A 19,716-nucleotide genomic window follows, 5' to 3' on the forward strand; every position below is an offset into this window, starting at 1 on the left:
TTCAGTACATCCGTGAAACGGCGCCACGATCTCAAGCCAGCGAGAGGTTCTCGGCGCTGGATTTGCCGCGCATCTTGTCGGTCTTGATCTCGAAAGTGACCTGTTGACCCTCTCCGAGCCCGGCAAGCCCAGCCCTTTCAACGGCGCTGATGTGAACGAACACATCGTTGCCGCCGTCGTTTGGCTGGATGAAACCGAAGCCCTTTTGGCCATTGAACCACTTGACTGTACCAGTCGTCATTTTCTTCTCCAAAGCGCGCAAGCGCATCCCGCGTGACAATCACGCGTTTATCTTCAACTTCGTCGATGTCTTTGGAAAAGGAGCCCGCGGGCGCATTCAACAAGGCACAGCGGCTAATCGAACGAAGCTCAATATATATGAGTTTCGCGGATTTGCAAGGAGCGAAGCCGGTTTGTTTACGGCAGGGCAGGTTCGTCTGCTCCGATCAAGGCGCTTTGCGTGCCTCCATCGACCTGCCACCCGGACGTTATCGATTGACAGCGATGCACGACGGTGGTCACGTCCATGCTACCAAGCTGCTCCCCGCAACAGGCAGATCGGCTCATCGGAAGCCGCGACGAATGTCGCCGCTACTATCCCCAAGAATCGAGAATGAAGCTCCTGCGCAATTGGCTGCCCTGCAGGACGTGTCGCTTTCGCAGCCCGCGCGCCAGGAGGATCAATGCACGTACTCGTCAGAGACAACAATGTTGAGCAGGCACTTCGCGTTCTCAAGAAGAAGATGCAGCGCGAGGGCGTCTTCCGGGAAATGAAGCAGCGCCGGTCCTACGAAAAGCCGTCCGAGCGCAAGACCCGCGAGAAATCCGAGGCCATTCGCCGTGCCCGCAAGCTCGCCCGAAAGCAGGCGATCAGGGAAGGGTTGCTGCCTGCACCGCCGAAGAAGAAGCCTTTCGAGCGCAAGCCGCCCTTGCCGGAGATCAAATCAAAGTCGGAGTAGAAGCCGTCTTCGTCTCCTTATGGAGTTATGGCTTGAAATCGATGCCTCGAAGCACGATGCCCGGCGGCGTGCCTTCGAACTCCGTGGCGCGATACTTGTTCGCAGCGCATGCTTCGATGCGAGCCCGCAGACGGGTGAATTGGGCTTCCCGCTGTTCGGGCTTGACCTGGGGGCCTCGCTCGAGATTGTCCATCGCGGACGTCGAGATCGCGCAAGGGATCTCCCGTGCGCCGTCATGCATCGAGAACCGGACGATCATCCGGTCGTATTCGTGGCCAATAAAGCGGCCGCTCGTCAGCGTCATGGCTCACTCCGTTGCGTAAGTGCCTCTTCGCTTCCCGGCCCGCATTCAGAATGCGCATAGAGAATGCGAGCGACGTCGCTCGGCTCAGCCCTCGCCGGCCAGCCGGGCGAAATCGTCGAACAGCGCCGACACAAGCGCGCGGTGGCGCGTGTCCTCGGCGGGCAGGCTCGCAGCATAGAGGTTGAGCAGATGGCGCGCCTTCACCGCAGCCTCCGGCCATGACGCCGCGGGCACCGTCATCATGCGGTGTTCGAGATCGGCCTCGCGCTCGCGCAGCTCTCTGACATGGGCCTCGACCTCGGCCAGCGCGCGGCGCAGGTCGGTTGCCTTTTGCGCGGCCATGCCACGGTGCCTATCGAGATCGACCGGCTGATCACTCATGGGTCATGCTCGCGTCTGCAGCTTGCGCATTCGCAAGATCGACAGAGCCGATCGACAGTCGCTCCATCGCACCGCGCGCACCCTCGGCGGGCACGGTGATCATCGTGGCAATCCGGCGATAGGCGGCGAAGGTCAAGCCGTCGATCGTCTCCTCGTCCGTGACGACCTCATAGGCGCCCGCCGGCAAGATGCGCTCGATGCCGCGGATCTGAAACGGATGCCTGAAGATGACGGTCTCTCGCCGCGAGCGGATGGTCATGCACGCCTGCCTTTCGCAAGTGAAGCCCCAACCGGTGCCGGCTGCCTGCGAGCATGCGCCTTTGGCACGGCAATAGCCAGCACTATCGTCTCCGCACCGGCGCGGTTAATGTCACGGCGCGGCGGCAGCCCGCGACCCATTTAACGCTCGCTATTGGTTCGGCCCGGGCGTAGGGTCGTCGGCATCACCGCGCTTCTCAACGGCATCGACCGGTGACTGAGGGTCACGTGTGCTCCCGCCGAAGGCTTCGCAGGAGCATTCGATGTCGCGTGTACGCATCTCGGAATGGATCGTGCCGCCGGTGATCGTTCCGCTGTTTCTTCTGCTTCTCGTCTGCGCCGCTGCGGTCCTCAATGGCTAGGACGATACGCGTGCCGTATCTGGTGAGCGGAACCAACGAATACGGCAGCTCCAATCTCGGCCGTGGAACTGCGACCGTCGCGCTACGTCTCGCGGAAAAACTGCTGCGCGAGGGCTACATGGACGTCAGGGTCTGCACCCCGCGTGGCCGTGTCCTGCAGCCGAATGAATTCGACGAACTCAAACCAGCAAGGGAGAGCGACATGGCAAAGGGCCAGCAACGCGGCAACCGCGAAGCCAAGAAGCCGAAGAAGGACAAGGCCAAGGTCATCGCTGCGGCACCGTCCCGCAAGGAAGCCGCCTGGCAGCCGGATTTCGGACCTGCAAAGAAGAAGTAGCAGCCGGCCGGCCGCATCTGAGGATTTTCACGGCCTTGCCGGTGGGATCGCCGGAAAGCTTGCCGTCTAGTCCGAGGCCAATCCCGTCCTGCGCCTGAGATCCGTGATGGCGCGCAGGAAACTGTCGGCCGGGGTCGTTTCCGGGTCGATCAGCCGGTGCAGGCGAAATCCGTCTTCCAGCGCGAGCACGATCGAGGCCATCCAGGGCGGGTTTACCGAGCTGTTCCTGCCATTGCTCTTCAATGTCGCCTCAATGATGTCGGCGACCAGCTTGCGCCGCGCCCGCAGGCGTTTTGCCAGTTCGGGCCGGCGCTTCTCGGCGCGCGCGACGAACAGGATCATCTCCATGTGGAGGAGGGGCGAGCGGCCGAGCGGATCCTGCCGGCTCCGGTCCATCGTCTTCAGCGCCGCGATGAAATCGTCGAGATTGTCGTGCTGGGCGAGGATGTCCATGTTGCGCCGGATCGATTGCTCGACATGGTCCTCCAGCATGGCGATGATCAATTCGTCCTTGCTGCCAAAATTCGAATAGAACGCGCCCCGGGTGAAGCCCGCCGCCGCCGCGATCGCCTCGATGCTGGCGCCGCCGATGCCGTCCGCCTCGAACACGCGGGCGGCCGCCTCGAACAGTTTGTCGCGCGTGTCGTCCCTGGTCGGTCTCGTCCTCACCCTTGACATCGCGCAAGGCTAGGGCAGAATGCAACTCGATACAAGAATGTATCGAGTTGATAATTTTCAGGGATGGTTACGCCGGGCGCATGGGGCAGCCTTGCGTATTCGTGTCATGCGGCAACCGATCTGAGGTCACCATGAACGAGCAAGTGCAACCGGCCGGCGGACCGCTGTTCAACCCGCTCTCGCCGGATTTCATCCGCGATCCCTACCCGCATTACGACCGGCTGCGCACGCTCGATCCGATCCACGTGACGCCGTTCGGCCAGTTCGTCGCCAGCCGCCATGCCGAGGTCAGTCTCGTGCTGCGCGACAAGCGCTTCGGCAAGGATTTCGTCGATCGCACCACGCGCCGCTACGGCCCCGAGATCATGAAGGAGCCGGTGTTTCGCAGCATGAGCTACTGGATGCTGCAAGCCGATCCGCCGGACCATACCCGCCTGCGCGGCCTCGTGGTCAAGGCCTTCACCGCCCGCCGCGTCGAGGACATGCGGCCGCGGATCCAGCAGATCGTCGACCAGACCATCGACGCCGTGATCGACCGCGGCCATATGGACCTGATCGAGGATTTCGCCTTCCGCCTGCCCGTCACCATCATCTGCGACATGCTCGGCATTCCCGAGGAGCATCGCGAGACCTTCTACAAGAGCTCGCGCGACGGCGGGCGGCTGCTTGATCCCGTGCCCTTGTCTCCGGAGGAGATCAGCCAAGGCAACGCCGGCAACCTGATGGCGCAGATGTATTTCCAGCAGCTGTTCGAGCTGCGCCGCAAGAATCCCGGTGACGACCTCATCACCCAGCTCGTGCAGGCCGAGGAGGACGGCAACAAGCTCACTAACGAGGAGCTGACCGCCAACATCATCCTGTTGTTCGGCGCAGGCCACGAGACCACGGTCAACCTGATCGGCAACGGGCTGCTCGCGCTTCACCGCAATCCGGATCAGCTTGCGCTGCTCAAGGCGCGGCCGGACTTGATGGAGGGCGCGATCGAGGAATTCCTGCGCTACGATTCCTCGGTCCAGATGACCGGTCGCGTCGCGCTGGAGGATTTCGACGACCTCGGCGGCGTGAGGATACCCAAGGGCGAGACCGTGCTCTGCCTGCTCGGCTCGGCCAACCGCGACCCCGCGGTCTATCCTGACCGGCCCGACCGGCTGGACGTCACCCGCCAGAACGTGAGGCCGCTCTCGTTCGGCGGCGGCATCCATTTCTGCCTGGGCGCCCAATTGGCGCGCATCGAGGCCGAAATCGCCATCGCCACGCTGCTGCGGCGGCTGCCGGATCTGCGCATCGACGATGTCGAAAACCCGGAATGGCGGCCGACCTTCGTGCTGCGCGGCCTGAAGCGGCTGCCCGCGAGCTGGTAGGCGCTGGCCGGTAGGAGCTGACATCGCGGGCGCAGCGCCTCACCATGAGGGTCGTCCCGTTAACCGCCGCGCGCAACAGTCGCTGTGACTTCGCCACACTTCCCTCTATATAAGGGCTGTTCCGGCACGCCTGAAGTCCGCTGCGGCCAGGGTTTGGTCCGGATGCCGGTTTGGCCGAGGGGAGACCCGTGCAGACGACGCTGCTCGGATTGGCGATTGCCTTCATCATTGCGCTGCTGGCCGCGCTGATCGGGCCTTACTACATCGACTGGAACCAGTTCAGGCCCCAGTTCGAGGCGGAGGCTGCCAAGATCATCGGCGTGCCGGTGCGGGTCGCGGGCGAACTCGACGCACGGCTGTTGCCGGCGCCGACCCTGCGGCTGCGCGGCGTCACCTTCGGCGGCAACAACGATCTCGGGCGCCTGCGCGCCGACAAGCTCGACGTCGAGTTCAGCCTGGGCTCGCTGATGCGCGGGGAATGGCGCGCCACCGAGCTTTCGGTGGGCGGCATGGCGGTCGATCTCGGCTTGGACGCGCGCGGGCGGGTCGACTTGCCTTCCACCGCGAGCGGCACCTTCAATCTGGCCTCGCTCGCCATCGAGCGGCTCCATCTCACCGGCCGCATCGCCCTGCACGATGCCGCCAGTCGCTCGACGCTGGAATTGAACGACATCGCCTTCTCCGGCGACGTGCGCTCGCTCGCGGGCTCGGTGCGGGGCGACGGCAGCTTCAGCGCCGATGGGGTGCGCTACCCGTTTCGCATCTCCTCCGGTCCCAGCGCCGACGGCAAGGCCACGCGTCTGCATCTCAACATCGATCCCGGCGAGCGTGCCATTCTCGCCGACCTCGAAGGGGTGCTCGCCTTCGACAACCGGCAGCCGAAATTCGACGGCGCGCTGACGCTCGCCGTGCCGGAGACCAAGAAGCCCGGCGAGGCGGGGCCGACGCCCTGGAAGCTCGCGACCAGGCTCAAAGCCGATCCGGCCGGCGCCAAATTCGACCAGATCGATGCGAGCTTCGGCACCGAGGACGCGGCGCTGAAATTTGGGGGCGTCGGCGATCTCAGGTTCGGCGCCTCGCCGCTGCTGCGAACGGTGCTGTCGGCGCGGCAGGTCGATGCCGACAAGCTGACCGGCAGGACCGATGCCGATCCGCAGCGCGTCATGCCGGCGCTGCGCGCAGGGCTGGCGGCGATCCCGCAGGCGCCGATCCCGGCTCAGATCGAGTTCAATGCCGACCAGATCATGCTTGGCGGCCGTCCGCTTCAGAACATCGCGGCCGAGCTTGCGACCGACGGACGATCCTGGACCTTCCGGCGGCTCGAACTGCGCGCGCCCGGGATGACGCAGCTCTCGCTCAATGGCGCAGCTCCCGGCGCCGACAGCTTCAGCGGCCGGCTCAGCGTGGAGTCCTCAGACCCCGACGCGCTGGTGGCCTGGCTCCAGGGCCGCAGCGAAATCAATCGCCGCAGCAGCCGGCCGCTGCGGCTCGCGGGCGACGTCACGATCGCCGCCAATCATCTCGCCATCGACAGGCTGAAGGCCGATATCGACGGCGGCGCCGTGGAGGGACGTATCGTCTTCGTGCAGACCGGCGCGAGCCGGGGCTCGCGGATCGATGCGGACCTGAAGGCCGACCGTCTCGACCTCGATGCCGCCGCAAGCTTCGTGCGCGCGCTGGCGGGGCCGCAAGGCGAGTGGCCGGAAGAGGCGAAGCTCTCGCTCGATATCGGCCGCGCGATCTCCGCCGGTCAGGAGCTGCGGCCGTTCGCAGCCAAGCTCGCTTACAGCCCCGCATCGCTGACGCTGGAGCAGTTGCGCTTCGGCCAGGCCAGCGGCGTGACCACGGAGGCGAGCGGCAGCTTCGACCGCACCAAGGTCACCGGCAAGCTCGCGCTGAAATCCTCGGCCAGTTCGCTGCGCGAGCTGACCGCGCTGACCGAGCCGTTTGCGCCGGCGCTGCGCGCGCGCCTCGATGCCCTCCCGTCATCGTCAGGCGCGACCCGTCTCAAGCTCGATCTCAGCCTCGACAACAGCGCCGAGCATGCGGACCGCAGCAATGTCCGCGCCGTGCTCGATCTCGACGCACCTCAACTCAAGGCCAGTGCGACGCTGACCGCACAGACGCAGGCGGCCGCCATTGGCGGCGTCGACCTCGACCGCCTGCGGAGCAGCGACTTCACGCTGGACTCGAAAGTGTCGGCGCCGCAGGCCGGTGCGCTGCTGGCGCTGCTCGGGCTCGATCGCATGGTGGCGGCAGGCGAGGGCGCCGGGCAGTTCGAGGGCCGGCTGAGCGGCGCCTGGCGCCGTCCGGTGCAGTTGAACGCAAAGTTCAGCGGCGGCGGGCTGGACGCCGATGCGCAAGGCAGCGTCGATCTGTCGGAACCGAAAGGCAGCGTGAACCTGCGCCTGCGCAACGTCAATCTGGCGCCGCTGCTCGGCATTAGCCCGGGCGACAGATCGGTGCAGAATGTCAGCCTGTCCTCTCGTCTCACGCTCTCGGCAAACCGTCTGACGCTCGATGATCTCGACGGCACCGCAGCGGGCTCGCATTTGCGCGGCCGTGTTTCAGTGACGCTCGATCAGGACAGGACCCTCGAGGGCGAGATTGGCCTCGATTCGCTCGATCTTGCGCCTGCGTTCGCAATCGCCATCGGCGCGGCCGGACATGACTCCAGCGAGCCGCTCAGTGCCGGGCTCGTCAGCAACTGGCGCGGTCGCATCGCCTTCCAGGCGTTGCGCGCGACCTTGCCGGGTGGCATCGAGCTGCGCCCTTTCGGCGGCACGGTCCGCAGCGACGGCCAGTCGCTCGCGCTGGATGCGCTCAAGGGCAGCGTCGGTGGCGGCGAGATGTCCGCAAGCTTCGACGTGCGCAATGGCGCGGCTGGTCTTGCGCTGAACGCACGCATCGAGCTCGGCAATGTCGACGCGGCGGCGCTGCGCTATCGCGACCTCGGGCTGCCGAAGGGACGCGCTTCGGTGCAGATGGCGCTGACCAGCCAGGGCCGCAGCGTCGCGGCGCTTGCCGGCGCTCTCGCCGGCAACGGCACGGTGACGCTCGAGTCCGCCGAGATCGCGGGCCTCAATCCCCGTGCCTTCGAGATCGCGATCCGCGCCAGCGACGGCGGTCAGGTCAGCGACGACAACCGGTTGCGGCAGCTCGTCGAGCCCGTGCTGTCGGCAGGTCGCATCGCGGTACCCTCGGCGCAGATTCCGTTCACCATCCGCGACGGCCGCCTGCGCGTCGGCGCAACGCCGCTCGAGGCCAAGAACGCCCGCGCCATCATTTCCGGCGGCTACGACATTCCCGCCGACCAGGCCGACATCCGCGCCAGCCTGACGCCGATCATGACCGGGCTTTCCGGCGCGCCCCCGGAGATTCAGCTGTTCGCGGCTGGGCCGCCCGACAGGTTGAGCCGCACCATCGACGTCACGCCGCTGTCGTCATGGCTTGCCGTCCGCACCATCGATCGCGAGACGCGACGACTAGATGCCATCGAGCGCGGCGAGCCGCCGCCCGCCACCGCAGCGCTGCCGACGCTGGTCTCTCCGGAAATTGCGCCAGAGCAGCCGCCCGCCAGCGTGCCGCTCCCGGGCCAGGATCCGCGCCGGGCGCCGGCCAAGCCCAGGACTGAACCCAAGGCCGCACCGACGCCGAAAGCGCCGCAGGCGGCCCCCGCCGCGCCGAGCCCGCCGCTCGCGAGCCAGCATGTTGCGCCGCTGCCGCCGCCGATCGACGTGAAGCCAGCCCCGGGGCCGGCGCCCGCAAAGCCCAGGCCAAAGCCGCCGCTGGTGCTGACGCCGCAGAATCCGTAAGCCCGTTGGTTTGCGCGAATTGAGCTGCGGCCTCGCTCACCTCTCCCGTCCTCCCGCAAACGGGCGAGGAAGCGCACCTCCTGCGCGGCACCTTTTCAACCGATTGACCCATTCTCCCGCATTTGAATGAATTTTGCCCGGCAAAACTGATTTGCCGATTTTACCGAATTCTCGCGTTTCGCCTCTAGCGTCCGTTCCCGAGGAATTCGGCGTCTCGCCCCAGCGGCGGGACGGCTCGCCAAAAGGCGACCAAGAACTGGGGTGATCGAGATGGACGGGGCGAAATCGCTTCTGCAGGATCTGGACGACGCGATCGCGCGCGGGACCGACGAAAGCCGGGCCAAGGCGCTGTGGCACGCAACCGATATCCTGATCACCGGCCGCTACAGCGACGACGAGATCTCCACGTTCGGCGAGGTCATCGGCCGGCTCGCCGAGGAGATCGAGGTTGCTGCGCGCGCGCAGCTTTCGGAGATGATGTCGGCCTGCGATCACGCGCCTCTCAACGTCATCGAGAAGCTCGCGCTCGACGACGAGATCGAGGTGGCGGGTCCGGTGCTGCGCGACTCCACTCGTATCGACGAGAAGATGCTGGTGGAGAGTGCCCTGACCAAGAGCCAGTCGCATCTGCTCGCGATCTCCCAGCGCAAGTCGATCGGCGAGGCCGTGACCGACGTGCTGGTCAAGCGCGGCAACCAGGAGGTCGTGACATCCGTTGCAAAGAACGAGGGCGCGCGCTTCTCCGGATCAGGCCTGTTGCACATGGTCCGCCGCGCCGAAGGCGACTCGATTCTCGCCGAACAGCTTGGCCTGCGCAAGGACGTGCCGCGCCACATCTTCCAGCAGCTCATCTCGAAGGCGTCGGAAGACGTCCGCCGCCGCCTCGAGACCGAGCGGCCCGAAATGATGGCGCAGATCCAGAGCTCGGTGACCGAGGTGACCGGCGATCTTCAGTCCAAGTTCGGCCCGTCCTCGCGCAGCTATTTCGTCGCCAAGCGCGTGGTCACGACGCAGTACCGGCAGGGCAACCTCAATCAGGACTCCATCTCGAACTATGCGCGCCAGCATCGTTTCGACGAAGTGCAGATCGGCCTGTCGCTGCTGTCCTCGCTGCCTGTGGACGTGATCGAGCGTGCGCTGATGGACCGCAACCGCGAGATGATCCTGGTCCTGTGCAAGGCGCTCGATTTCTCCTGGGACACGACGATGTCGCTCCTGTTTCTCGGCGCCAAGGATCACCTGATCACGGCGCGCGACCTGCAGGACAACGAGCGCGATTTCGGCCGGCTCAAGATCGAGACCTCGCGCAGCATCTTGAAGTTCTACCAGTCGCGGAAGACCGGCGCCGGTGCTGATGCGGGCCGTCAGCCCGAGCTACAGGTCCACTGAGGAGAGGGAGTGTCTGCAATGTTGCCTCAATTCGGCACCGCCGTTCGCAAGAAGAATCCCGGCAATGCCGTGAACGCCGATCTCGGCGGCGCGGCTCCGGACAAGTCCTCGGTCGACGCCGCCTGGCTCGTGCTCGAAGCGGCCAACGACCTCGGCGACCATGCCGCGGTGGACGCCTGCCGCCGCGTCATCGACGCCGAGCTGAACGGCACGGCGGCCCGCAGCTCGGATATCGATCTCGTGCTGGGGTACTTCAGGTAGAGATCACGCGTAGCCTGGATGGAGCGCGGCGAATCCTGGGCTGCTCTCAACGGGAACTCGAGCGTTTGGATTCCGCATCGCGCCGAAGGTTTGACTTCGCGGCGGCCAAGGCTGCAGCGAGCTCGTCGATGTGATAGGGCTTGGGCAATATCTCGATACCCGCGCTCTCCGCGTCGCTGACCGAGGCTTCGGCGTATCCGCTGGTCAGCAATATCGGGATGTCACTTCGTCTGTTCTTGATCTCGCGCGCAAGCTCGACCCCGTTCATGCCACCCGGCATCATGATGTCGGAGAAGATCAGATCGATGCGACGCCCGTCAGCCAGGGCACCGAGCGCTGCCGCGGCGCTGGAGGCGCGCGTGACCTCGTAACCGAGCTGGCCGAGCATCTCGCTGACGAGTGCGGCAACTTCATCATCGTCCTCCACCAGCAGGACTTGCCCCTGATTGCTCTTTTTCGGCCGCACCCTGGTGAGATCGATGAGATGCCGCTCGCTGGAAGGAGCATCGAACGATCGCGGCAGGTACAGCTCGATGCTCGTGCCCCGGCCAACCTCCGACCGAATGCGGACCGTACCCCTGGATTGCTTCGCAAATCCATGGACCTGCGCGAGCCCGAGCCCCGACCCCTTTCCCACGTCCTTGGTCGTGAAGAACGGTTCGAACACGCGCGACAGAATCTCCGGAGGCATGCCGACGCCGGTGTCGATCACCGATAGCCGGACGTAGTCGCCGGAGATCTGATCCTCGTTCAGATCAGGCAGATTCTCCCCACGCACGACGATCGTGCCGCCATTGGGCATCGCGTCGCGGGCATTGACGGCCAGGTTGAGAACGACCAGCTCGAGCTCGCCGGGGTCGACCTCCACAGGCCAAAGCTGCTCCGGAAAGTCGAACTCGACATGAACGTCGCCCCTCAGACTGCGGTCGAGCAGCTCGCGCATGCCGCCGATCTGCGCGGCGACGTCGACGGGCTGCGGCCGAAGCTTCTGCCGCCGGGAAAAAGCCAGAAGCTGCTTGGTCAGGCTGGCACCGCGCTGCGCGGCCTGGATCATCCCGTCCATCAGGCGGCGACGCCGGCTCGGATCCGTCTGGCGGTCGATCATGTCGAGGCCGCCGGAGATCACCATCAGGAGGTTGTTGAAGTCATGCGCCACGCCACCGGTGAGCTGGCCGATGGCTTCGATTTTCTGGGCCTGGCGAAGGGTTTCCTCGACCCGAGCGCGCTCCTTGATTTCCAGCCGCAGCTGCTCGTTGGCTTCCTCCAGTGCCCGCGTCCGCTCGATAACCAGTTTCTCGAGCTCTTGTGCGGTCTGCTCGCGCGCTTCGAGAAGAGCACGAATTTCATATTGGCGCCGGCGTGCCCGTGTCGCTGATTGAATTGCGCTGGTCAGCGTGATCGGCTGAACAGGACGTTCGAGCAATGAAACGTTGCGAAGAAGTTCGACGATGCTGCGCCGCCAGGCGACGACCGCCGGCTGCTCGCGGTGGCTGGTGAGAACGACGAAGGGTAGATCGGACCACGGCGGCTGGCTGGCGATCCATTGCGCCAGCGGTTCGGTGTCTTTGCCGAACAATCCTTCCTCGGCCAGAAACACGGTGCCGACGCCTGCCGCCATTTCGCTGACGAGCTCGGGCAAGTCCCGGCAATTGATCGCGTTGAGATTCGCGCTGCGCAAGAGTTCGGCCGAGGCTGGTCCGTCGCGGCCGATCGGGGCGAATACGAGAACGCGGTGATCGCGATCGGCGGTCATTCGCCCGGCCCTTCCGGGAGTACCGTGCCGGTATAGCGCGGATTGCCGGAAAAGATGCCGCTGAACTCGTGAAGCGGCGGGCCAACTTTGATCCCGCTGCTGCCGAGCCGGAATTCGCGGATGCCATGCTCATGGCTGCCGCTGCGCTTCTTGACGACCGACAAGGCGCGCCGAACCGTTCCCGCGAACTCGAAATAGCGTAGCATGACGACTGCATCGCTCAGATAACTGAGATCGACTGGCGTATCCATGGGACCGACAAGCCCATGCTGGGCTAGGATGAGGATTGTGAACACGCCCTGCTGGGCCAGATAGCTGAGCAGTTCATGCATCTGCAGAATGAGAAAGCGTTCATCCGGCATCGCGTTCAGATAGCCGTTCAGGCTGTCGATGATGATCACGCGTGCATTGTCGACCTCGACGCTGCGGCGGAGGCCTGCCGCAAACTCACCGGGCGACAATTCGGCGGGATCGATTTGCTGAAACCGGATCTTCCCGGAGGCGAGATGCTTGTCCAGAGGCAGGCCGAGCGTCCGGGCCCGTGCCTCAATCGTTCCGCGCCCTTCATCGAAGGCGAAGAATACCGCGTGCTCGCCACGTGCCGCTGCCGCGATGGCGTAGGTCAGCGCAACCGACGACTTGCCGACGCCGGCAGAGCCGAGGAGAAGCGCGTTGGTGCCGCGCTCGAGCCCGCCGCCCAGGAGACGATCGAGCTCGGCGTTGCCGCTGGATACCGTGTCACCTTCGAACGACCTGTGATGCTCGGCCGCCACGAGCCGGGGGAAGATCCGCAGGCCCCCTTGCATGATGGTAAAGTCGTGGTAGCCGCCGCGAAACCGGATGCCGCGCATCTTGATCACGCGAAGCCGTCGCCGCTCGGCACCGTAGTCTATGGCAAGCTGTTCGAGCATCACGACGCCGTGCGCGATCGAATGCAGCTGCAAGTCGTCCTGAGACGACGAGAGATCGTCGAGCAGCACGATGGTACAGTTACGATTGGTGAAGAAGTGCTTGAGGGCCAGAACCTGGCGCCTGTATCGCAGCGGGTTCTGCGCCAGCAGGCGAAGTTCGGACAGGCTGTCGAGCACCACGCGGGAGGGATTGATCCGTTCGACTTCCTTGAAGATCAAACCGGTGGTTTCACTCAGCTCCATTTCGGCGGGATGAAAAACCGTAAGCTCCCGCTCGGGGTCAAGCGTTGTTTCCGGCGGAACGAGCTCGAAGATGTCGACACCGTCCAGTGACCATCCGTGGCGCTCGGCCACAACAGTGAGCTCGCTCTTGGTCTCGGAGAGAGAGATGTAGAGAACGCGTTCGCCGTCGCGCACCCCACGTAGAAGAAACTGGAGGGCAATCGTGGTCTTGCCCGTGCCCGGCCGCCCCTCGTAGAGATACATCCGGTTGGCATCGAGACCGCCCCCGAGGATGTCGTCCAGCCCTTCGCTGCCGGTCGAAACCCTCGGCAAATCCTTGAGGTCGCTGCCTGGAGCAGCCGCGGATTGACCGGTCATGAACCCCCCTTACGCGGAAATCTTCCGAAAGCTCGCCATGCGCTCCGGGCGCACGCCTCGAGCCGGATTTGGCTCAGAAGGTGCGGTCTAAGGAACTCCCAAGCCGGGCTTGAGTTCCCGACCCGAAGCGCCCTTGGAGCGCGAGAGGGCGCCGTGTCGTTGCTGCTCAACAGCTGGATATGACTGTTAAAAAATGAACACAGGCGATCGCCTGCGGTCCGTCCTGCGCGGCATTCACTGCGGGATGCGATAAATCGCGACCTCCTCGCCGTGATGGCTCGTGATCCGCTCGAGCAGATAGTTCGATTTCTCCAGCACACGGCGGGATGCGCCGTTGCCGACATTCACGATTCCGATGAGGGACGGCAACGCGAGTTGTGACAGCCCTATGCCCGTCAGCGCGGTCGCGATCTCGCTTGCGAATCCCCGGCCCCAGAATTCGCCCTTGAACGCGTAGAAGATCTCGACCTCGTCGACGTTCTCCATGACGATGTGCCTGATACCGGCCCGTCCGGCGAACGCCCCGTCTTTCGTCCGGAGCGTCCAGAGTCCGAAGCCGTGCTGGTTCCAGTGGGCCATGTTGGCCGCGAGATAGGCCTTCGTGACCTCGGGCGTCCGCACGCCGCCGAGATAGCGGGAGACCTCGGCATCGCGGTGCAACGCGACGAGGTCGGCTAGGTGATCTTCGCGTAGCTGCTCAGCCGTCAGTCGGCTGGTGGCGAAATGGTTGATGGCGACGGATCGCCGTTTCCGTGGCGTGTCGTCGTTCATGCTGCAATCGATGCGGGCTGATCGTGGCATCCTGCCCCTGTTTTGCCCGACAGGTCAACTCGTGGCCGCACGTATGCTTGCCCGCACGCAAGTCATTGATTTCGCGGCCCCGTCTACTGTGCATGGGGTTGTTTTCGCAGTTTGGCTTTGGACGGGGCTAACCCGCGCCAAGCGCGACCGCGACGTTGTAGGTGACGAGGCTCGCCGCATAGGCCAGCACCAGCATGTAGGTGAAGGTCACGCCCATCCAGGTCCAGCTTCCGGTCTCGCGCCGGATCACGGCCAGCGTGGAAGCGCATTGCGGGGCGAAGATGTACCAGGCCAGCATCGACAGCGCCGTCGCGAGCGACCATTTCGTCGCCAGCACGTGGCCGATCTGGTCGGCCGCCTCCTTGCCGCCCTCGATCGCATAGACGGTGCCGAGGGCTGCGACAGCGACCTCGCGGGCCGCCATGCCGGGGATCAGTGCGACCGCGATCTGCCAGTTGAAGCCGACGGGTGCGAGCAGCGGCTCGAGAGCCTTGCCGATCATCGCAGCTAAGCTGAAGTCGATGGCGGGCTCGGTACTGCCGGCCGGGGGCTGCGGGAACGAGGCCAGGAACCAGATCAGCACCATCATCGAGAAGATCGTGGTGCCGGCGCGCACCAGGAACATCTTGGCCCGGGTGTAGATGCCGATCGCGATCGATTTCAGCCGCGGCATCTTGTAGTCCGGCAGCTCCAGCATGAAGGGTGCCGGCGCGTAGTCGCGCAGCATGAAGAACTTGATCAGGAAGGAGACGACGAGGGCGCTGATGATGCCGGCCGCATAGAGGCCGAACATCACGAGGCCTTGCAGGTTGATGAAGCCCCAGACGTCCCTGGCCGGAATGAAGGCGGAGATGATCAGCGTGTAGACGGGAATTCGCGCCGAGCAGGTCATCAGCGGCGCGATCAGGATCGTGGTCAGGCGGTCGCGCTTGTTGTCGATCACGCGCGTTGCCATGATGCCGGGAATGGCGCAGGCAAAGCTCGACAGCAGCGGAATGAAGGCGCGGCCGTGCAGCCCTGCGCCGCCCATGATGCGGTCCATCAGGAACGCGGCGCGCGCCATGTAGCCGAAATCTTCCAGCAGCAGGATGAACAGGAAGATGATGATGATCTGCGGCAGGAACACGATCACGCTGCCTACGCCCGAGATCACGCCGTTCTGAAGGAAGCTCTGCAGCAGGCCGGCGGGCAGGGTGGCCTGGACGAGCTCGCCCAGCGCTTCGAACCCTGAGTTGAGCAGCTCCATCAGCGGCTGGGCCCAGGCGAACACCGCCTGGAACATCACGAACAGGATCAGTGCGAGCACGATCAGGCCGCCGACCGGATGCAGCACGATCGCGTCAATCCGCGCGGTCCAGGTGTCGGGGCTGGCCGGTAGGCTGACGCAGTCGGCGATGATGCGGTCGGCCTCGCGCTGCGTCGCGCGCAATTCGGAGACGCTGAGCGCGCGCCAGCTGTTCTCCCGAGGCTCAGCGGCGAGCTTGGCCGCGGTCTCGTCGGTCAGCTTGAGCAGGTCGGCCGTGCCGCCCTTGCGCACCGCGATCGAGGTGACCACGGGCACGCCGAGCTCCTTGGCGAGCCGCCCGACGTCGACGGTGATGCCGCGGCGGCTCGCGATGTCGAACATGTTGAGCACGAGGATCATCGGCCGTCCCGTGCGCTTGAGCTCGAGCAGCAGGCGGATCGTCAGCCGCAGATTGGTGCTGTCGGCGACGCACAGCACGAGATCCGGCATGGTCTCGCCGGAGGCCTTGCCGAGCACGAAGTCGCGGGTGATCTCCTCGTCGGGGCTGCGGCCGCGCAGCGAATAGGTGCCGGGTAGGTCGACCAACGAGACCTGGCGGCCGAGCGGGGTGACGAAGAAGCCTTCCTTGCGCTCGACGGTGACGCCGGGATAGTTCGCGACCTTCTGCCGGCTGCCTGTCAGGGCGTTGAACAGCGAGGTCTTGCCGCTGTTCGGCGTGCCCACCAGGGCAAGATGCAGCAAGGGTAATTCCATATGATCAAGGGCCCGGGATACGGCGTCCCGTCGCAATCTAGGCGACGATGATGGCCATGGCTTCGCGACGGCGGACCGCGATCGTGATGTTGTCGACCCGCACGGCGATTGGATCGCGCCCGACCAGCCCCTCATGCAGGACCTCGACGCGGGCGCCTTCGACGAACCCGAGCTCGATCAGGCGGCTTTCGAGCTCGACGTCCGAGAGCGCCGAGCCCGCCTCCTTGGCGGAAAGGTGCTGGATGACGCCGGTGTAGCCGCGCTGGGCCAGACCCAGCGGCATGTGCGAACGCGTGTCAGCGGTGTCGGTCATGCCCTGTATTTTCAACGCAGGGCATTGAGGTCAAGCGCGCATGCTCGCCGAACCAGCACCTTAGAGTGATTTTAAAGTGCTGGGGCCGGGGCGCCGTCGGCGGCGCCCCCGTCGGCTATTGGGCCGGGACCTTGTCCGGCTGGGCGGCCATGGCGCGGCTCTTGAAGTAGTCCAGGACGAAGAGGCGGATCGCCGACGACAGATTGCCCTGCTGGCGGTTGCTATCGATCTCGCCGACCAGTTCGGACAACGTCATGTTGCGAAGGCCGGAGATTTCCTTCATGCCGTTCCAGAACGCCTCTTCCAGGCTGACGCTGGTCTTGTGGCCGGCGACGACGATCGACCGTTTTACGACCGGCGACTTCATGGCTGCTCCTCGCGATCGATCCGGTGCTGGTCCAGATGCTCCTTGGCCTGGTCCGCCCGTTTCTCCTCCGCGGACCGCTTCGCCTTCGTGCGACCGAACTTCGCCCGGTTGGCGTCCGCCTGCTTCGCCGAGGCTTCCCGCTCGGCGCGCTTCCTGAAACGATTCAGGTTGATGACGTTCCCCATGCCGCGTCTCCATCACCCGATCCTCATTTTGCCGGATGAAACATTCAGAAACAGGGCGCTCCGTTGCGCCCCACAAGACTTGATCGTCATTCGCTCGTCCTCGTCAATCGGCCTCTTGGGCCATTAAACGATGAATTCGCCCATGGAGGGCAGAGGGGCTGCGTAGCACGGCGCCCCGCCGCAACATTGACGGTAATCAAATCCCGCCCTCAAAGCCGCATATTTCTCGGCGCCGAGCGTCCGTATCATTACGGACGGATATCGGAATCTGGAATTTAGCCCGGGCTGGTCATCTTCTCGGGGCGTACCAGACGGTCGAACTCGTCGGCCGAGACGAAGCCGAGCCGAAGCGCCTCCTCCTTCAGCGTGCTGCCGTTGGCGTGCGCGGTCTTGGCCACCTTGGCCGCGTTGTCATAGCCGATCTTCGGGGCCAGCGCCGTCACCAGCATCAGCGATCGCTCCATCAGCTCCTTGATTCGCTTTTCGTCGGCGCGGATGCCGCTGACGCAATGTTCGGTGAAGGAACGTGCGGCATCCGCCAGCAGGCGGATCGAGTGCAGCATGTTGTAGGCCAGCACGGGCTTGTAGACGTTGAGCTCGAAATGGCCCTGGCTGCCGGCGACGGTGATGGCGGTGTGATTGCCGAACACCTGGCAGCAGACCATGGTCATCGCTTCGCATTGGGTCGGATTGACCTTGCCCGGCATGATCGATGAGCCCGGCTCGTTCTCCGGCAGGATCAGCTCGCCCAGACCCGAACGCGGGCCGGAGCCGAGCAGGCGGATGTCGTTGGCGATCTTGAACAGGCCCGTCGCGACCGAATTGATGGCGCCGTGTGCCAGCACATAAGCATCGTTCGAGGCCAGCGCCTCGAATTTGTTGGCGGCGCTGGTGAAGGGCAGCTTCGTGATTGCGGCCGCGTGCTTTGCGAACAGTTTTGCGAAGCGCGGCTTCGAGTTGAGGCCGGTGCCGACAGCGGTGCCGCCCTGCGCCAGCGGATAGAGGTCCCTCACCGCGACCTTGAGCCGGGCGATGCCGCTTTCGACCTGCGCGGCATAGCCGGAAAATTCCTGGCCCAGCGTCAGCGGCGTCGCATCCTGGGTGTGGGTGCGGCCGATCTTGACGATCTTCGAGAACTGCTTCTCCTTCTTGCGCAGGGCGCGGAGCAATTCGCCGAGGGCAGGAACGAGATCGGCATCGATGCGGCTTGCGGCCGCGATGTGCATCGCGGTGGGAAACGAGTCGTTGGACGACTGGCTCATGTTGACGTGGTCGTTGGGATGCACCGGCTTCTTGGCCCCGAGTTCGCCGCCCAGGAGCTCGTTGGCCCGGTTGGCGATCACCTCATTGAGGTTCATGTTGCTCTGCGTGCCGGAGCCGGTCTGCCACACCACCAGCGGAAAATGATCGTCCAGCCTGCCCTCGATCACTTCGCGCGCAGCGCGGATGATGGCGTTGGCGCGGCGCCGGTCGAGCAGGCCAAGCTCGAGATTGGACTGCGCAGCCGCAAGCTTGACGATGCCGAGCGCATGAATCAGCGAGATCGGCATGCGGTCGGTTCCGATGCGGAAATTCTGGCGCGAGCGTTCGGTCTGCGCCCCCCAGTAGCGGTCGACCGGGACCTCGACGGGACCAAAGCTGTCGGTCTCGATGCGGGTCGCGGAGCGGGCGGTTTTCGAGCGGGAAGCCTTGGCCATGAGCACATCCATTCTGCCGCGCGAAACGCCGCACGGACTTCATGTGCACCTCTATATAGGCAGTTCGGCCGCGCGCGACGGGCTCAAGCCCAATCTAGATCATTTCTTGCGGAAACGATCGAGCCGCACGACTTCGGCGCCACCCTGGTTCGGCGGGGTCGGTTCGTCGGCAGCTTCTGCCTTTTCCGTGGCAGGTGCCGGCACCGCGACCGCCGATGGTGCGGGAGCCGCCGGCAGATTGTCCGGCGCGACCTCGGCGACATCGGAAGTGTCGAACTGAAGGCCGAACTTCACGGACGGGTCGAGGAAGCTCTTGATGGCACTGAACGGCACTACCAGCCGCTCCGGAATGCCGCCAAAGGACAGGCCCACCTCGAAGCGGTCTTCGAGCACGGTCAGGTCCCAGAACTGGTGCTGGAGGATGATCGTCATTTCGTCTGGATATTGCGCGAGCAGCCGCGGCGACAGCTTCACGCCCTCGGCTTTCGACACGAAGGTGATGAAGAAATGGTGCTCTCCCGGCAGGCCATGGGCCGCGGCATCGGTCAGCACCTTCCGCAGCACGCCGCGAAGGGCGTCGCGGGCCAGCACATCGTATCGGATATGATCGGTCGCCATGGTGGTCCTGTTGCATCCCCGAGGCCGGACCCTGCCGGTCCCGACTCGTCAAGCCGCAATAGTACCGCGCCTGACGGGTGAGCAGGAGTCCCCGCCGGGAAGAAATCAAAGAGTAAAGTGGAGGCTTCTGTTGCCAGGTGCCTCCGAACCCCGCCTAACGGAGCTTAACCCGTTAGGACTTTAAGATGGTCTTTCAAACTGCGTTACGCAGCCTGAGCAACCGGAGCAAAGTTGTCGTTGGCAACTATTGCAGTAGCCCGATAACGGCGGAACAATACCGGGAAAAAGTACGCCCTTTACGCCCTCGTCGATCCTATTTCGCCCCCGCCAAAGCCCGCTGCTGAGGCAAGCACCGAGCGGGCTTTGG

At 64.7% G+C, this 19,716-nt stretch carries 20 protein-coding genes; 6 read left to right on the forward strand and 14 right to left on the reverse strand.

The window, feature by feature from the left end; all coding sequences use genetic code 11:
- Window positions 1-31: 31 nt before the first annotated feature.
- Window positions 32-241: a cold-shock protein gene (locus tag K408_RS0116180; RefSeq protein WP_024339594.1), complete on the reverse strand. Its 210-nt coding sequence runs from the start codon at window positions 239-241 to the stop codon at window positions 32-34.
- A 442-nt stretch (window positions 242-683) separates the two neighbouring features.
- Between K408_RS0116180 and rpsU the strand changes: the two genes are divergently transcribed.
- Window positions 684-959 carry a 30S ribosomal protein S21 gene (rpsU, locus tag K408_RS0116185; protein ID WP_024339595.1) on the forward strand — a complete coding sequence of 92 codons (276 nt, stop codon included), beginning with the start codon at window positions 684-686 and terminating at the stop codon, window positions 957-959.
- 25 nt (window positions 960-984) lie between these two features.
- Here rpsU and K408_RS0116190 read toward each other — a convergent pair whose 3' ends face one another.
- The 3 genes from K408_RS0116190 to K408_RS0116200 all read right to left on the reverse strand — a co-directional run bounded on the left by K408_RS0116190 (window position 985) and on the right by K408_RS0116200 (window position 1,903).
- Window positions 985-1,263 carry a DUF1488 family protein gene (locus K408_RS0116190; protein ID WP_024339596.1) on the reverse strand — a complete coding sequence of 93 codons (279 nt, stop codon included), beginning with the start codon at window positions 1,261-1,263 and terminating at the stop codon, window positions 985-987.
- Window positions 1,264-1,347: 84 nt separating this feature from the next.
- A complete protein-coding gene (locus K408_RS0116195) occupies window positions 1,348-1,644 on the reverse strand; it encodes a hypothetical protein (protein WP_024339597.1) in 297 nt (98 codons plus the stop codon).
- Window positions 1,637-1,903, reverse strand: a complete 267-nt coding sequence (locus tag K408_RS0116200; RefSeq protein ID WP_024339598.1) for a hypothetical protein — start codon at window positions 1,901-1,903, stop codon at window positions 1,637-1,639. Before K408_RS0116200 ends, K408_RS0116195 begins: the two co-directional genes overlap by 8 nt.
- Window positions 1,904-2,274: 371 nt before the next feature.
- Between K408_RS0116200 and K408_RS42750 the strand changes: the two genes are divergently transcribed.
- Window positions 2,275-2,601: a hypothetical protein gene (locus tag K408_RS42750; RefSeq protein WP_057196595.1), complete on the forward strand. Its 327-nt coding sequence runs from the start codon at window positions 2,275-2,277 to the stop codon at window positions 2,599-2,601.
- 66 nt (window positions 2,602-2,667) lie between these two features.
- Here K408_RS42750 and K408_RS0116220 read toward each other — a convergent pair whose 3' ends face one another.
- Entirely contained in the window at window positions 2,668-3,279 is a 612-nt protein-coding gene (locus K408_RS0116220) for a TetR/AcrR family transcriptional regulator (protein WP_024339599.1), read from the reverse strand.
- A 131-nt stretch (window positions 3,280-3,410) separates the two neighbouring features.
- On the opposite strand from K408_RS0116220, the gene K408_RS0116225 reads away from it, so the two are divergent.
- From K408_RS0116225 to K408_RS0116240, 4 genes are all read left to right on the forward strand, one after another.
- Window positions 3,411-4,640: a cytochrome P450 gene (locus K408_RS0116225; RefSeq protein ID WP_024339600.1), complete on the forward strand. Its 1,230-nt coding sequence runs from the start codon at window positions 3,411-3,413 to the stop codon at window positions 4,638-4,640.
- Between the two features lie 188 nt (window positions 4,641-4,828).
- Entirely contained in the window at window positions 4,829-8,455 is a 3,627-nt protein-coding gene (locus tag K408_RS0116230) for an AsmA family protein (RefSeq protein ID WP_024339601.1), read from the forward strand.
- A 270-nt stretch (window positions 8,456-8,725) separates the two neighbouring features.
- Window positions 8,726-9,844 carry a DUF2336 domain-containing protein gene (locus K408_RS0116235; RefSeq protein ID WP_024339602.1) on the forward strand — a complete coding sequence of 373 codons (1,119 nt, stop codon included), beginning with the start codon at window positions 8,726-8,728 and terminating at the stop codon, window positions 9,842-9,844.
- A gap of 18 nt (window positions 9,845-9,862) precedes the next feature.
- A complete protein-coding gene (locus K408_RS0116240; protein WP_024339603.1) occupies window positions 9,863-10,105 on the forward strand; it encodes a hypothetical protein in 243 nt (80 codons plus the stop codon).
- 46 nt (window positions 10,106-10,151) lie between these two features.
- On the opposite strand, the gene K408_RS0116245 is transcribed toward K408_RS0116240, so the two are convergent.
- From K408_RS0116245 to K408_RS0116285, 9 genes are all read right to left on the reverse strand, one after another.
- Window positions 10,152-11,858: an ATP-binding protein gene (locus tag K408_RS0116245; protein ID WP_024339604.1), complete on the reverse strand. Its 1,707-nt coding sequence runs from the start codon at window positions 11,856-11,858 to the stop codon at window positions 10,152-10,154.
- On the reverse strand, window positions 11,855-13,369 hold the full coding sequence (locus tag K408_RS0116250; RefSeq protein WP_024339605.1) for an ATPase domain-containing protein: 1,515 nt from the start codon (window positions 13,367-13,369) through the stop codon (window positions 11,855-11,857). The genes K408_RS0116245 and K408_RS0116250 overlap by 4 nt, the downstream gene beginning before the upstream one ends.
- 234 nt (window positions 13,370-13,603) lie before the next feature.
- Entirely contained in the window at window positions 13,604-14,101 is a 498-nt protein-coding gene (locus K408_RS0116255; RefSeq protein WP_024339606.1) for a GNAT family N-acetyltransferase, read from the reverse strand.
- A gap of 196 nt (window positions 14,102-14,297) precedes the next feature.
- A complete protein-coding gene (gene feoB, locus K408_RS0116260) occupies window positions 14,298-16,169 on the reverse strand; it encodes a ferrous iron transporter B (protein WP_024339607.1) in 1,872 nt (623 codons plus the stop codon).
- A 37-nt stretch (window positions 16,170-16,206) separates the two neighbouring features.
- Window positions 16,207-16,482, reverse strand: coding sequence for a FeoA family protein (locus K408_RS0116265; RefSeq protein ID WP_024339608.1), 276 nt, complete (start codon window positions 16,480-16,482; stop codon window positions 16,207-16,209).
- A 115-nt stretch (window positions 16,483-16,597) separates the two neighbouring features.
- Entirely contained in the window at window positions 16,598-16,849 is a 252-nt protein-coding gene (locus K408_RS0116270) for a ribbon-helix-helix domain-containing protein (protein WP_024339609.1), read from the reverse strand.
- Entirely contained in the window at window positions 16,846-17,034 is a 189-nt protein-coding gene (locus K408_RS0116275) for a DUF4169 family protein (protein ID WP_024339610.1), read from the reverse strand. Before K408_RS0116275 ends, K408_RS0116270 begins: the two co-directional genes overlap by 4 nt.
- A 275-nt stretch (window positions 17,035-17,309) precedes the next feature.
- Window positions 17,310-18,743, reverse strand: coding sequence for a class II fumarate hydratase (gene fumC, locus K408_RS0116280; RefSeq protein ID WP_024339611.1), 1,434 nt, complete (start codon window positions 18,741-18,743; stop codon window positions 17,310-17,312).
- Between the two features lie 87 nt (window positions 18,744-18,830).
- Window positions 18,831-19,349, reverse strand: coding sequence for an SspB family protein (locus K408_RS0116285; protein ID WP_024339612.1), 519 nt, complete (start codon window positions 19,347-19,349; stop codon window positions 18,831-18,833).
- Between the last annotated feature and the right edge of the window lie 367 nt (window positions 19,350-19,716).

This window comes from Bradyrhizobium sp. in8p8, from assembly GCF_000426845.1.
GTDB classification, from domain to species: domain Bacteria; phylum Pseudomonadota; class Alphaproteobacteria; order Rhizobiales; family Xanthobacteraceae; genus Bradyrhizobium; species Bradyrhizobium japonicum_C.

Bases quoted from the DNA above. Each gene is read 5' to 3' on its own strand.
- K408_RS0116180 (WP_024339594.1), bottom strand. From the start codon at position 241: ATGACGACTGGTACAGTCAAGTGGTTCAATGGCCAAAAGGGCTTCGGT.
- rpsU (WP_024339595.1), top strand. From the start codon at position 684: ATGCACGTACTCGTCAGAGACAACAATGTTGAGCAGGCACTTCGCGTT.
- K408_RS0116190 (WP_024339596.1), bottom strand. From the start codon at position 1,263: ATGACGCTGACGAGCGGCCGCTTTATTGGCCACGAATACGACCGGATG.
- K408_RS0116195 (WP_024339597.1), bottom strand. From the start codon at position 1,644: ATGAGTGATCAGCCGGTCGATCTCGATAGGCACCGTGGCATGGCCGCG.
- K408_RS0116200 (WP_024339598.1), bottom strand. From the start codon at position 1,903: ATGACCATCCGCTCGCGGCGAGAGACCGTCATCTTCAGGCATCCGTTT.
- K408_RS0116220 (WP_024339599.1), bottom strand. From the start codon at position 3,279: ATGTCAAGGGTGAGGACGAGACCGACCAGGGACGACACGCGCGACAAA.
- K408_RS0116225 (WP_024339600.1), top strand. From the start codon at position 3,411: ATGAACGAGCAAGTGCAACCGGCCGGCGGACCGCTGTTCAACCCGCTC.
- K408_RS0116235 (WP_024339602.1), top strand. From the start codon at position 8,726: ATGGACGGGGCGAAATCGCTTCTGCAGGATCTGGACGACGCGATCGCG.
- K408_RS0116240 (WP_024339603.1), top strand. From the start codon at position 9,863: ATGTTGCCTCAATTCGGCACCGCCGTTCGCAAGAAGAATCCCGGCAAT.
- K408_RS0116245 (WP_024339604.1), bottom strand. From the start codon at position 11,858: ATGACCGCCGATCGCGATCACCGCGTTCTCGTATTCGCCCCGATCGGC.
- K408_RS0116250 (WP_024339605.1), bottom strand. From the start codon at position 13,369: ATGACCGGTCAATCCGCGGCTGCTCCAGGCAGCGACCTCAAGGATTTG.
- feoB (WP_024339607.1), bottom strand. From the start codon at position 16,169: ATGGAATTACCCTTGCTGCATCTTGCCCTGGTGGGCACGCCGAACAGC.
- K408_RS0116265 (WP_024339608.1), bottom strand. From the start codon at position 16,482: ATGACCGACACCGCTGACACGCGTTCGCACATGCCGCTGGGTCTGGCC.
- K408_RS0116270 (WP_024339609.1), bottom strand. From the start codon at position 16,849: ATGAAGTCGCCGGTCGTAAAACGGTCGATCGTCGTCGCCGGCCACAAG.
- K408_RS0116275 (WP_024339610.1), bottom strand. From the start codon at position 17,034: ATGGGGAACGTCATCAACCTGAATCGTTTCAGGAAGCGCGCCGAGCGG.
- fumC (WP_024339611.1), bottom strand. From the start codon at position 18,743: ATGGATGTGCTCATGGCCAAGGCTTCCCGCTCGAAAACCGCCCGCTCC.
- K408_RS0116285 (WP_024339612.1), bottom strand. From the start codon at position 19,349: ATGGCGACCGATCATATCCGATACGATGTGCTGGCCCGCGACGCCCTT.